We start from the raw sequence: 12,527 nt of genomic DNA on the forward strand, positions 1-12,527 counted from the left end.
TTGGGGGTCAGCTGAGGACGGCGAGGGCGTCGATCTCTACCAGCATGTCTTCGCGGGGGAGGCCGGTGAAGACGGTGGTGCGGGAGGGGAGGACGCCGCTGGGGGTGCGGGTGGAGAGGAACTCGGCGTACGCCTCGTTCATGACGGCGAAGTCCTCGCGCTTGGTGAGGTAGACGCGCATCATCACCACGTCGTCGAAGCTGCCGCCGCCGGCCTTGAGGATCGCCTCGACGTTCTGCAGCACCCGCGTGGTCTGGCCCTTCACGTCACCGGTGGAGACGAACTCGCCGGTGGCCGGGTCGACCGAACCCTGGCCGGACACCTGCAGAATGTTGCCCTTGCGGACGCCCTGCGAGTACACCGGCATCGGCGCGGGCGCCTCGGTGGTGGAGACGGCGGTCTTGTCGGACATCAGGTCTGACACCTCTCAGTTGTAGTCGGCGCTGATCGCCTTCGTGGTGGCCAGCAGCTCGGGCAGAAGCTCGAGCACCTGCCCATAGTCCAGCAGTACGTCGGGGACCGAGATCGAGACGGCCCCCACGATCCGGCCGTGCTGGTCGGCGACGGGCGCGCCGATGCAGTTGATGAACGACTCGTGCTCGGCCCGGTCCTGCGCCCATCCCTGCGCCCGGACCGCGTCCAGCTCGGCGCGCAGTGCGTCCGGATCGGTGATCGTCTGCGGCGTGAACGCGTGGTACTCGATCGACTCGAGCAGCGCCTCCCGAATCCGCTTCGGCTGCGCCGCCAGCAGCACCTTCCCGACAGCAGTGCAGTGCAGCGCGGCCGGTACGCCGATCTGCGAGTACATCCGCACCGATCGCACACTGTCGAGCTTGTCGACGTAGATGACCTCACCGTTCTCCCAGGCCGCCAGGTGCACCGTCTGACCGGTCTTCTGGTTCAGCTGGCGCAGATGCGGCGCCGCTACCTCACGTACGACGTGCTGCTCGCGAGCCGCATCCGCCAGCGCGAACAGCCGCGACCCCAAGCGATAGCGATGCGAGTCATCACGTCGTACGAACCGGTCCGCCTCCATGGTCCGCAGCAGCCGCAGCACAGTGGTCTTGTGTACGCCGAGCTCCGTCGCCAACTGGTCGAGCGACCGCTCCCCCTCGCCCAGACTGGCGAGGATCTGCAATGCCCTGGCGAGACTCTGACTCATGCCGCCGTCTTCACACCAGCCGGACCGACGTGCGTCGCGGCCCACTCCTCGTCGGAGCAGGTGAGCAGTGCCTGACGCACGGCGGGGTCCAGCGGAGCAGCGTGATCCTCCGGCACCGCTAGTACGGCCGCAGCGCCCAGATGACCGAGCCGCAGCCGCTGCTCCATCGGCAGCCCTTGCAGCGTCCCCGCCAAGAAACCCGCAGCGAACGCGTCGCCTGCACCAACGGGCTCCACGACCTCGACCGTGAGGGCAGGGACTTCAGTACGACGTCCGTCCGGCTCCAGCACCAGCGCCGTGTGTGCGTCATCCTTCAGGACCAGCGTCGACCGCGGTCCGAGGAGTTCACGCAGCTCACCGGGGTCCTTTGTGCCGGCGAACACCAGCGCCTCATCAGCACCGATCAGTACGACGTCCGCCGCGCGCAGCAATCGCCATAGTGGCGCCGGGTCCTTGTCCCGCCACAGTGCCGGGCGCCAGTTGAGGTCGACGCTCAGGGTGAAGTCGCGCTGCTGCTCAGCCAGGCTGTCCAGCATCAGTGCGGCCGTGTCGGAGATCGCTGCGGTGATTCCGGTCGTGTGCACGAGCTTTGCCTGCGTGAGCCGATCGCGGACCGCCGGCCGGTCCAGGAACGACGGAGTCATGGCCGAGGCTGCCGAACCAGTCCGGTAGTAGTGCATCCGCGAGCGGCCGTTCAGCGACTCCTTCACATACATCGCGGTTGGCCGGTCGGGGTCGATCTCGACTCCCCCGACCTCGACACCGCGCGTCCGCAGATCGCGCAGGACGTGCCGACCGAAGCCGTCGTCGCCCAGTCGCGAGAGCCAGGCGGTCGGGATGTCGAGCGCGGCGAGACCGCCGGACACGTTGCACTCGGCCCCGCCGACCGATCGCCGGAACGTCTCGATGTCTTCCAGCGGCACCCCGGTCTCCCCCGCCAGCATGATCATCGCCTCGCCGATGCAGATCGCGGCGGGGGCAGCTGTCTCAGGGAGCGGTTCGGCCATCGGCACTCCTCGGGGTGCGAGTGATGGGATGGGAGCTGCGACACGTGTCGTTGACGGGGATTTCGGCGCGATGCTACAACCGTATCGTCAGAATGCGCAATCAGCGTTGCGCATTCTGCAATATCGACCACCACCAGGGGAGCAGATGCCAGCCGCCTACGATGCCGACGCCATCGCCGCCCTCGCCGACCAGCCCGTGAGCTGGCGAGACAAGGCCCTACCACCCGCATTCTGGGGCCGGACAGTTGCGGAGGTGCTGGCCGACAAGCCCCGGCTCTCCCAGCTACCCACTCCGGTGATGACGCTGTCCGCTCCCGGTCTGCGCCACAACGTCGACGCCCTCGCCCGTTGGTCGGCCCACCACGGACTCGATCTCGCGCCGCACGGCAAGACCACGATGGCCCCGGCGCTCTGGGCGATGCAGCTCGACGCCGGCTCCTGGGCGATCACGCTCGCGAACGTCTTCCAGCTCGGCGTCGCTCGCGTGTACGGCGTCCGCCGGGTGCTGATCGCGAACGCGGTGATCTCCCCGCTACAGCTGCGCTGGATCGCGGACGAGCTCGCCCGGGACCCCGAGTTCGAGGTGCTGTGCTGGGCCGACTCGGTCCGCACGGTGGAGATCATGGAGGCGGCCCGGTCGGCGTACGTCGGTCCGGACGCGCGGCCACTCGACGTACTCGTGGAGATCGGCGGACTCGACGGCCGGACCGGCGCACGGGATGCCGAGACGGCAGTGGCCGTCGGCGAGGCGATCGCTGCGGCGTCTACGCTGCGGCTGACCGGAGTCGCCGGGTACGAGGGCGCGGTCGGGCATGGAGTCGACGAGGCCGGTCTCGCGGGGGTGAGGGCATACCTCAGTGAGTTTGCTGGGATCCACCACCGCTTGAAGAGTCTGTACGACGCGGACATCACGCCGGTGGTCAGCGCCGGTGGCAGTCAGTACTTCGAGCTGGTGGCCGAGGTGCTCGGGCCGCTCGGTGCCGACGGAGCACGCGTCGTACTGCGGTCCGGCGCGTACATCAGTCACGACGACGGGCTCTACCGCCGGGTGTCGCCTCTCGGCGAGACTCCGCGGACGGACGGCGAGCGGCTGGTGTCGGCGATGCATGCCTGGGTCAGGATCACGTCGCAGCCCGAGCCGGGGCTGGCGATCTTCGACGCAGGCAAGCGTGACCTGCCGTTCGACCAGGACATGCCGGAGCCGCAGCTGATCCGGCCGCGCTCCGACGGTGAGCCGGTGCTGCAGGCCACTGGGATGACGGTCACCAAACTCAACGACCAGCACGGGTTCCTGCACTTCACTGACGTACCCGTGGTGATCGGCGACGAGTTGCGGGTCGGGTTGTCGCATCCGTGTACGGCGTTCGACAAGTGGGGGCTGATCCCGGTCGTGGACGATCCGGACGCGACCGATCCCGTGGTCGTCGATCTGGTCAGGACCTTCTTCTGACATGGCGGACCTGCTGATCTCCGGCGCGCTCGTGCTGGACGGATCCGGTGCTCCCGGCGTACGGGCGGATGTGGCGGTCGACGCCGGCCGGATCGTGGCCATCGGCAACGACCTGCCGCCGGCGCGGCGGACGATCGCCGCGGCCGGCCTGGCGCTGTCGCCCGGGTTCATCGACATGCACGCGCATTCCGACCTGCAGATCCTGGCCACCCCGGACCACACGGCGAAGGTCAGCCAGGGCGTCACGCTGGAGGTGCTCGGTCAGGACGGGCTGTCGTTCGCACCGATCGACGACCCGACCCGGGCCGCGGTCCGGCGCCAGATCGCCGGCTGGAACGGCGAACCGGACGACTTCGACTTCACCTGGTCCACGGTCGCCGGGTACCTCGACCGGCTCGACCAGGGCATCGCGTGCAACGCGGCGTACCTGATCCCGCAGGGCACGTTGCGGATGATGGTCGTCGGCACGGAGAACCGCGCGGCAACCCGTGCCGAGCTGGACGAGATGAAGCGCCTGCTTGCCGAGGGTTTGGAGCAGGGGGCGGTCGGGATGAGCAGCGGTCTCACCTACACACCGGGCATGTTCGCGACCACCGACGAGCTGGTCGAGCTGTGTGGCGTCGTCGCGCAGTACGGCGGTTACTACGGTCCGCACCAGCGGTCGTACGGCAAGAACGCACTCGACGCGTACGGCGAGATGGTCGAGGTGGCCCGCCGATCCGGGTGTGCGCTGCACCTGACTCACGCCGTGATGAACTTCGAGCCGAACCGCGGCCGCGGCGCCGAGCTCGTCGCGATGATCGACAAGGCACTCGCCGACGGCATCGACGTCACCACGGACACCTATCCGTACTTGCCTGGGTCAACGACCTTGGGTGCGATCCTGCCGAGCTGGACCGCCGAGGGCGGGCCGGACGCGCAGCTGGCGCGGCTGCAGGATCCGGAGCAGCGGGCGCGGATCGCCCTCGAGATGGAGCAGGTCGGGTCGGACGGCTGCCACGGCTGCGTGACCGACTGGAACACCATCGAGATCGGCGGCGTCCGGAACCCGGCGCTGGCCGGCGCCGTCGGCAACACGGTCGCGGCGCTCGCGGCTGGGAACGGCCGGGCTCCGGCGGAGGTCTTCTTCGACCTGCTGGTCGAGGACAACATGGCGACGTCGATCCTGCAGCACGTCGGGCACGAGGAGAACGTGCGGACGATCATGCGGCATTCGAGCCACACCGGCGGCTCGGACGGGATCCTGGTCGGCGGCAAACCGCATCCGCGGTCGTGGGGGACGTTCCCGCGCTACCTCGGCCGGTACGTCCGTGAGCTCGGCGTACTGGAACTGGCCGACTGTATCCACCACCTCACCGGCCGCCCGGCCCGGCGGCTGCGGCTGACCGAGCGCGGTCTGGTCCGGGAGGGGTACGTCGCCGACCTGGTGCTGTTCGATCCGGCGACGGTTCGCGACACCGCGACCTTCGAGGAGCCGCGGCAGCAGGCCGAGGGCATCCCGTACGTCCTGGTCAACGGCGTCCCCGTGATCGACGCCGGTGAACGCACCGACGCCCTGCCTGGCGGAGCGATCCGCCGTACTCCGACTGTGAAAGGAATCTCATGAACGAGCGAAGCGAGTTCATCATCGAACACAGCACGCCTTGTGCCTCGTCCGCGCCTGGAGCGAAGCGAGGACGGGGATGAGTGTGCTGGACCTGCTGCGCGCGGACCGGGTGCTGACTGTTGTCCGGGCGCCGGAGATCGCCGACGCCCGCGATCTGTGCGCCGCACTGGTTGCCGGCGGCATCCATGTGGTGGAGCTGACCTACACCACCCCGGATCTCCCCCGGCACCTCGAGCGCGCCGCCTCGACCGCGGCCGAGACCGGAGCGGTGGTCGGGGCCGGCACTGTCCAGACCGGCGCCCAGGCCAAGCAGGCGATCGACGCCGGTGCGCAGTTCCTGGTCACACCTGGTCAGGGTCTGGACGCCGCCGCGATCGCCGAGGCTGCGCGGTCCGCGGGGATCCCGGTGATCCTCGGGGCTTTCACGCCGTCGGAGGTGATGACCGCGCTGGCGCTGGGCTCGGACGCGGTGAAGATCTTCCCCGCGCATCAGCTCGGGCCGAAGTACTTCAAGGATCTCAACGGCCCGTTCCCCGGCGTACCGCTGGTGCCGTCCGGTGGGATCAACGCCGGCAACGCCCGCGACTACCTGACCGCCGGTGCCCTGGCTGTCAGCGCCGGCACCGACGTGGTGTCCCCCGCCGATGTGGCCGCCTCGAACTGGGAGACCATCACCACCAAGGCGCAGACCTTCTGCGCTGCTATCAGTTGACGGTGATGCTCCCGGAGTTGGTGCGTAAGATGACGTGGCGTGGCGATGCCGGGTCGCTCGGGAGCTCCAGGTCGCTGGAACCTTGGGACGCCACCGCATCAAACGCGTACGTCACATTCCGCGGCAACTGAACCGTGAGAGAGCCATCGCTGGCCTTGGCCGTCACTTGGTCGGGTGGACTCTCGAAGTTGAGATCGATCGAACCGCGCCGGCCGTCCACCGAGACCTGGCGGCTGCGGAGGCGGTTCGTGGTGACGGAGCCACCGCTGACCTCGATCGCCAGCGGCGACGACACCCCGACGACATCGACGGAGTCTCCTTCAAGCTCGACCTGTACGGCGGACTGCGACGGCACCTCGACCGTGAGGTCCAGTTCGCAGTGGGTGTCCGGGCATTTCGCCTGGATGTGCAGTCGACCATCCGTGGTGTTGATGTCTATTGCAGGCTGTTCCGCGGCGTACGAACCGTCGACCGCGACATGCACGTGCCCGTCGGCGCTGGCGAGCACCTGAGTGTGCGAGTCCGACACGATCTGCACGCCCTGTGCCCCTGGCACGAAGCTGGCCGAGTACTCGTACGGCACCTTCCCGCGGATGGTGCTCACCGTCACCGCGGCGCCCGTGACGACGAGCACCAGCAACGGCACCAGACCGATCGCCAGCATCCTCCGCTGTGCCACTGTGAGCGCCATCAGGTCTCCAGGAACTTCAGCACCGCGAGGACCCGCCGGTGCTCCCCGTCGGTCGGCGTCAGGCCGAGCTTGATGAAGATGTTGCTGATGTGCTTCTCCACGGCTCCTTCACCGACGACCAGCGCCTGTGCGATCCCGCCGTTCGACCGGCCCTCCGCCATCGCTCGCAGTACGTCTTGCTCGCGCGGACTCAGTACGGCGAGCGGATTGGCCCGCCGTGATCGCACCAGCAGCTGCGAGATCACCTCCGGGTCGAGCGCCGCGCCACCGTCCGCGACCCGACGTAGTCCGTCGATGAACTGATCCACATCGGCCACGCGGTCCTTGAGCAGATACCCGACGCCGCCGGGGTTGCCCCCGATCAGCTCGCTCGCGTACCGCTCCTCGACGTACTGCGACAGCACGAGTACGCCGGTCTCCGGGGACTGCTCGCGAATGACGAGTGCCGCACGCAGACCCTCGTCGGTGAACGTCGGTGGCATCCGTACGTCGACCACGCACACATCTGGCCGGTGCTGGTCGACTGACTTCAGCAACTCCTCGGCATCACCGACCGCGGCGACCACTGTGCAGTCCTGCTCTTCCAACAGTCTGACAATGCCCTCACGCAACAACACCGAGTCCTCGGCGATCACCACTCGCACCGCTGCACCTCCGCTGTTCATTCGCACGGCACCACGGCCGTCAGGAGCGTCCCGCCACCCGGTGGACTGTCCACGTCCAGCCACCCGTCCACACCGGCCACCCGGTCGTGCAAGCCCTGCAACCCCGTCCCGGCCGCGAAGTCCGCGCCGCCCTTGCCGTTGTCATCCACCTCGATGCGGAGCCGGTTCCCGTTCCGAGTCACCCGGACGTCGACCTCCGCGGCCTCCGAGTGCTTGGCCACGTTCGTCAGCGCCTCGGTCACGATGAAGTACGCGATCGCTTCGATCGTGAGCGACGGCCGCGGGTACACCTCGACCGTCACCCGCACCGGCACTGGCGACCGGGCCGCAACAGCCGAGATCGCCGCATCCAGACCGCGGTCCGTCAGCACGGGTGGATGCAGGCCCCGGGTCAGGTCACGGATCTCGGCGATCGCCTGCAACGCCTCGGAATGTGCCTCGTCGATCAGCACGCGGACCGCGGGATCCCTGTCCTCGAGACGGTTCTTCGCACGGCCCAGCGTCATCGCCAGCGACACGAGCCGCTGCTGGGCACCGTCGTGCAGGTCGCGCTCCATCCGCCGCCGCTCGGACTCGGCCGAATCGACCACCTTCTGCCGGCTCGTCAGCAACTGCGTGACGCGCTCGGCCAGTGCCTTGTTCATCGACCGGCTGAGGAACACCCGGGCCAACTGACCGTCCAGCGCCGACGCGGTGCGCATCATCCACGGCGTCACCACCAGCAGGAAGAGCGCACCGATCACCGCGGCGATCGACGCCTTGGTCATCGTGTCGATCACGAACGGGCCGAGCTGTGCCTGTGCTGCCGCGAACTTCGAGAAGTACAGCGGCAGCCCCATCAGCACCGGTGGGACCGACCATGCGACCACGATCGCCGCGATCCAGACCATTGCCAGCGGCAACAGCAGGACGTAGTAGAGGAGCTGCCGCCACAGTGTCGGGTCGATCACGGACGCAGTGGCGTCGGCGCCGCCGGAACCGGTCACTTCAGGTGGGTAGAGGGCCTGCAGCTCCTGCCCACGGGTGATCTCCGCCCGGCTCCGCTCCCACCCGGTGAGCATGTAAGCGAAATCGGTCGCACGGACGGACAGCCGCACGCCGGCGTACCCGAGCGGCCAGCCGATGATCGCGACGATCACCGCCACCAGCATCGCCACGCCGCAGGTGAGGACGACGACGATGTCGCCGAGCAGATGGATCGTTGCCAACCACAAGTACGGCGACCGCCACAACCGCCACGGCGCCCAGGGAACCGGACTCGCGACTCCTGCCACCCGAACCACCTCCCCGTGTCTGGCCGATCGCAGGTCACAACTTACGTCGCCGGGATGGATACGGACATCAGGACATCCCACGGCTCGCGCCGGGGGTTAACCCCACCTCTCCCCGTGGGCTGACCACAATGTGCCGCGCCGCCCGCGGCGGAATCCTCGAGGTATGACGACAACGATCAACGACCGAGGCGGCTGTCTCGACAGCCGAATCCGTTGGCGCGATGTGCCGGCTGTCTTGGTTTCTGCCGGTGTTGCGGCTGTTCTGCTTCCGTGGTGTCTGATTCTCGCGGCGAGCCTGCCCAGCACGTACCACGCCAACCACTGGAAGCTGGCCTGGATCGGCCTGGATTGCGGGACCGCGGTCGCCGCCGGACTGACGGCGTACCTGCTGCACACCCGCAACAAGTACGCCGTCCTGACCGCGATGGCCGCTGGGACGTTGCTGCTGGCTGACGCCTGGTTCGACGTCAGCACAGCAGCCGCCGGGACCGATCACACGCTCTCGCTGGCGGAGGCGCTCCTCCTGGAGATCCCTCTCGCCGTGTGCGCGTTCCTGGTCGCCTCCCGTGAACTCCGGCGCAGCTAACCGATCAACTCGAGCACCGGCCCCTCGTGCAGCGCCCGGTAGACCTTGTCACGCAGGACGTTGGCCTCGGCATCGGTCAACGTGCGGTCCACCGGCCTCAGGACCAACCTGACCAGCAGATTCCGCTGGCCCGGCGTCAGTTGCAGCCGCTCGCGAGCAGCGGGAGGCAGATCGTCGTACGCCGTCTCCCCCAGGACATCCAGCGACTCCGCAGCGTCCGCGTCCGGTCCGAGCGCGTCGCGGACCCTGTCCCCGAGTACCTCCGCTGACACATCGGCAGCGGCGTCCACGACCACGGAGAGGTCGCGGCGTACCGGCGGCATGGTCGAAACCGGCTTGTACGGCGACAGATCCAGCATCTGCCCGGCCACCCGGGGATCCGTCGACCTGAGCAACCGGATGTCGCGGATACCCTTGCGGAGCATCAGCAAGCGATCGAGCCCCGGCCCCATCGCCAGTCCGGTCCAACGCTCGTCCAGTCCGGCTTGGCGGAGGACATGCGGAGCAGCCACCCCGCACTCACCGATCTCGATCCACTGATCGTCCAGCAGTACGTCGATCTGACGGCCATGGATCGTGTAGGGGTGCACCGCCGGCACAGTCCGGTACGTCTGCCCGGGCAGGACCGTGTCGACCAGACGGGCGATCATGTCTTCCAGCTCGGGCTCTCCGAGCGTCACGTTCCGGCTGATCCGCCAGAGGTCGAGCTGATGCGGCGTACCGGTGTGCTGCCAGTCCACCGAATCGCGGCGGTAACAGATGCCCGCGCACACCATCAGTACGTCGGACGCCTCGGACTCGGCGAGTTCACGCAATGCCGGCGGGATCATCGCCGACGTGTGACTTCGCAGTACCTCGGTCTCCGACGCGTAGCGGGTGTAGCGCGCCTCCCGGGTCACCGCGTCACCGGCGTACCCGAGGTTGTCGTAGTTGTCGGCCAGGCTGACCACGGGATGATCGCGCCTGGTCCAGATCTCCGTGTACGGCCAGGCCGCGCCCAGCGCCGTACGGATCGAGTCGACGACCAGTTGGACGGCGTGCGGTCCTTGGGCCGGATCGGCCAGGTCGCGCAGGGACAGGGCAGCGTGCAGTTCTTCAGAAGTGAGTACAGACATGGGTTTCTCTCCAGGATGACGGTCTCGACGGGGGGACACCCCGGTCGGCCGCGGTCACCTCAGGAGAGAGCGCAGCAGCAGCTCACCCCGTCGGCACCGTCGTGCCGGCCGGGGCGCAGAAATCGCCGCCCGTACTGCGTCATGCGGACCAGTGTACCGACCCGGAATCGAGTCGGCACTCTTCATGTACTCTCCCGGAACTTTCCTCCCGGCTCGACTGTCGAGGTGCAACGATGGGGCGCATGCGATGGATCGACACGTTGGAAGCCGCGGCCGCCGAGAAGCTGCCCGAGGCCGTGCACCGCTATTACCGGCAGGGTTCCGCGGGCGGGACGAGCGTCGGCGAGGCCACGGCGGCCTGGGCGTCGTACCGGTTCCGCCCTCGCGTGCTGCGCGACGTGTCGACCATCGATATGAGCACCACAGTCCTCGGTACGCCGGTGAACGCCCCGGTGCTCGTGGCGCCTTCGACCATGCAGCGGATGGCTGATCCCGACGGCGAGATCGCGATGGCGAACGGGGTCGGAGCGGCCGGCTCGGTGCTCGGGGTGTCGAGCAACGCGGGGACGTCGTTCGCCGACCTCGGGGAGACCGGCGTTCCATGGTGGCTGCAGATCTACGTCGTGCGGAACCGCACGATCACCGAGCGGATGCTGGACGTCGCGGTCGCCGGTGGCGCGAGGGCGGTCGTGCTCACCGTCGACACCCCGGTGGTCGGCCGGAAGGAGGACGATGGGCAGACCGTCTGGGAGCTGGCGCAGCCTGGCCAATGGCTGAAGAACCTGCCCGAGGGCGAGTGGTCCGACGACGACCTGGACAAGGCCGACGACCTCAGCCCCGACGTGATCGGCTGGATCGCCGACCGCACGGGTCTGCCCGTGGTCGTGAAGGGCGTGCTGCGCGGCGACGACGCCAAGCGGTGTGCGGACGCTGGTGCGGCGGCTGTGATCGTGTCCAACCACGGGGGGCGCCAACTCGACGGTTCGATCGCCACCGCGCAAGCGCTGCCTGAGGTCGCCGAGGCACTCGCCGGCACGAACACCGAGGTCTACGTCGACGGCGGCATCCGGCGCGGTGAACACATCCTGGCTGCGCTCGCCCTCGGCGCCCGGGCAGTCTTCGTCGGTCGCCCCGCCTTGTGGGCGCTCACGGTCGGCGGCTCGGCCGGGGTGACCCGGTTGCTCACCGACCTGGGTGACGAGCTCAGCCACACTCTCCGCCTCAGCGGCTGTGCACGGCCCGGCGATCTCACGCCAGATCTGGTGATCCCAGGAGAGCCTGGGCTGCTCGGAGGACGGAGGGGCTGACATGAGTCGTCCGGAGCCGCTGCGGATCGTCTGCCTGAATGCGTTCATGCCCGGCTTCCGGGTGCTGCACGACTTCGCCGCCAGGAACGGGCACGAGATCGTCCTGGTCGTCACGCTGCCCCTGACGTCGGGCAGCCGGTACGACGAGGGCGCGAACCCGTTCGTCGTGGATCTGCCAGAGCGGACGGATGTGCTGATCACCGGCAAGCTGCGTACGGTCGCGGCGCCGGTCGTCGAGGCGTTGCGGCCGGATGTGGTCATCTCGGCCGCGTTCCCACGACTGATCCCGGCCGAGATCCTGCAGATCCCGAAGTACGGCGCGATCAACTGTCACCCGTCGCCGCTGCCGGAGGGCCGTGGACCGAATCCGTCGCGGCTGATCTACGAGGGCGACGAGCGCGTCGCGGCGAGCGTGCATCGGACCGCGGCCGAGTTCGACACCGGGGCCATCCTGGCGCAGCGGATCGCGCCACTGCCTGCGGATTTGAACGGGAGCGGGCTCATGCAGTCCTAGTACGAGCTGCTCAGCGAGTGCCTGGACGAAGCCGTTCCGCGGCTGGTGGCCGGAGAGGCCGGTGAGGATCAGGATCCGGCTCGGGCCAGCGAGGCGCCGTTCTTCACCGAGGAGGAGAAGCTCCTCGACCTCGCCGTACCTGCCGCCGAGATCCGCCGCAAGGCCGCCGCCCTCAACGTCACCTCACCCCAGGCCCAGGTCCGCGTCGGCGACACCACTCACGTGATCAGCCGCACCGACCCCGCTGATGGAGGCTCAGGTGGTGCCCCGGGCACCGTGCTTGCCGAGCACGACGACGGCTGGACCATCCAAACCGCCGACCATCCCCTCCGCTTCACTCGCGGCTGAGGCCAGACGGGCCCCCGGACAAGCCAGCGCGGCTCCGTCTGCTGCACCCCGGACAAGCCAGCACGGCTGCGTCCGCTGCTCCCGGACGAG

Annotated in this window: 14 protein-coding genes; 7 read left to right on the forward strand and 7 right to left on the reverse strand. The window is 68.6% G+C overall.

Translation table 11 applies throughout. The features are described 5' to 3' along the window. Positions 1-7: 7 nt before the first annotated feature. Genes E0H73_RS26170 through E0H73_RS26180 form a run of 3 tightly spaced genes read right to left on the reverse strand, consistent with a single transcriptional unit; the run spans position 8 to position 2,169 of the window. The gene (locus E0H73_RS26170) at positions 8-412 is read right to left on the reverse strand and encodes a RidA family protein (RefSeq protein ID WP_131361066.1); all 405 of its coding nucleotides are present in this window, start codon (positions 410-412) and stop codon (positions 8-10) included. Positions 413-427: 15 nt separating this feature from the next. After that, complete coding sequence (locus E0H73_RS26175; RefSeq protein ID WP_131361068.1) at positions 428-1,162, reverse strand: IclR family transcriptional regulator; 735 nt, start codon at positions 1,160-1,162, stop codon at positions 428-430. Next, positions 1,159-2,169, reverse strand: a complete 1,011-nt coding sequence (locus E0H73_RS26180; protein ID WP_131361070.1) for a sugar kinase — start codon at positions 2,167-2,169, stop codon at positions 1,159-1,161. Before E0H73_RS26180 ends, E0H73_RS26175 begins: the two co-directional genes overlap by 4 nt. Before the next feature lie 145 nt (positions 2,170-2,314). On the opposite strand from E0H73_RS26180, the gene E0H73_RS26185 reads away from it, so the two are divergent. The 3 genes from E0H73_RS26185 (at position 2,315) to E0H73_RS26195 (ending at position 5,937) form a co-directional block, all read left to right on the forward strand. Beyond that, the gene (locus E0H73_RS26185; protein WP_131361072.1) at positions 2,315-3,619 is read left to right on the forward strand and encodes a type III PLP-dependent enzyme domain-containing protein; all 1,305 of its coding nucleotides are present in this window, start codon (positions 2,315-2,317) and stop codon (positions 3,617-3,619) included. 1 nt (position 3,620) lies between these two features. Then, positions 3,621-5,225, forward strand: a complete 1,605-nt coding sequence (locus tag E0H73_RS26190; RefSeq protein ID WP_131361074.1) for an N-acyl-D-amino-acid deacylase family protein — start codon at positions 3,621-3,623, stop codon at positions 5,223-5,225. Positions 5,226-5,301: 76 nt separating this feature from the next. Beyond that, positions 5,302-5,937, forward strand: a complete 636-nt coding sequence (locus tag E0H73_RS26195; protein ID WP_131361076.1) for a bifunctional 4-hydroxy-2-oxoglutarate aldolase/2-dehydro-3-deoxy-phosphogluconate aldolase — start codon at positions 5,302-5,304, stop codon at positions 5,935-5,937. On the opposite strand, the gene E0H73_RS26200 is transcribed toward E0H73_RS26195, so the two are convergent. The 3 genes from E0H73_RS26200 to E0H73_RS26210 are packed head-to-tail and all read right to left on the reverse strand — an operon-like array spanning position 5,930 to position 8,567. After that, the gene (locus tag E0H73_RS26200) at positions 5,930-6,628 is read right to left on the reverse strand and encodes a DUF4097 family beta strand repeat-containing protein (protein ID WP_131361078.1); all 699 of its coding nucleotides are present in this window, start codon (positions 6,626-6,628) and stop codon (positions 5,930-5,932) included. The genes E0H73_RS26195 and E0H73_RS26200 overlap by 8 nt on opposite strands. After that, positions 6,628-7,272, reverse strand: a complete 645-nt coding sequence (locus tag E0H73_RS26205) for a response regulator transcription factor (RefSeq protein ID WP_202867563.1) — start codon at positions 7,270-7,272, stop codon at positions 6,628-6,630. Before E0H73_RS26205 ends, E0H73_RS26200 begins: the two co-directional genes overlap by 1 nt. Positions 7,273-7,289: 17 nt before the next feature. After that, entirely contained in the window at positions 7,290-8,567 is a 1,278-nt protein-coding gene (locus E0H73_RS26210) for a sensor histidine kinase (RefSeq protein ID WP_131361082.1), read from the reverse strand. 163 nt (positions 8,568-8,730) lie between these two features. On the opposite strand from E0H73_RS26210, the gene E0H73_RS26215 reads away from it, so the two are divergent. After that, the gene (locus E0H73_RS26215) at positions 8,731-9,153 is read left to right on the forward strand and encodes a hypothetical protein (RefSeq protein WP_131361084.1); all 423 of its coding nucleotides are present in this window, start codon (positions 8,731-8,733) and stop codon (positions 9,151-9,153) included. Here the strand turns inward: E0H73_RS26215 and srmL are convergent. Next, a complete protein-coding gene (srmL, locus tag E0H73_RS26220) occupies positions 9,150-10,268 on the reverse strand; it encodes a PheS-related mystery ligase SrmL (protein WP_131361086.1) in 1,119 nt (372 codons plus the stop codon). The two genes, E0H73_RS26215 and srmL, sit on opposite strands and share 4 nt — an antisense overlap. A gap of 233 nt (positions 10,269-10,501) precedes the next feature. Here srmL and E0H73_RS26225 point away from each other — a divergent pair, with 233 nt between their 5' ends. From E0H73_RS26225 to E0H73_RS26235, 3 genes are read left to right on the forward strand one after another with little or no spacing between them, the layout of a single operon-like run. After that, positions 10,502-11,575: an alpha-hydroxy acid oxidase gene (locus tag E0H73_RS26225; protein WP_238164255.1), complete on the forward strand. Its 1,074-nt coding sequence runs from the start codon at positions 10,502-10,504 to the stop codon at positions 11,573-11,575. 1 nt (position 11,576) lies between these two features. Then, entirely contained in the window at positions 11,577-12,089 is a 513-nt protein-coding gene (locus E0H73_RS26230; protein ID WP_131361088.1) for a formyltransferase family protein, read from the forward strand. A gap of 45 nt (positions 12,090-12,134) precedes the next feature. Beyond that, on the forward strand, positions 12,135-12,437 hold the full coding sequence (locus tag E0H73_RS26235; protein ID WP_165555816.1) for a DNA-3-methyladenine glycosylase: 303 nt from the start codon (positions 12,135-12,137) through the stop codon (positions 12,435-12,437). Positions 12,438-12,527: the final 90 nt, after the last annotated feature.

The organism is Kribbella pittospori (genome assembly GCF_004331465.1).
GTDB classification, from domain to species: domain Bacteria; phylum Actinomycetota; class Actinomycetes; order Propionibacteriales; family Kribbellaceae; genus Kribbella; species Kribbella pittospori.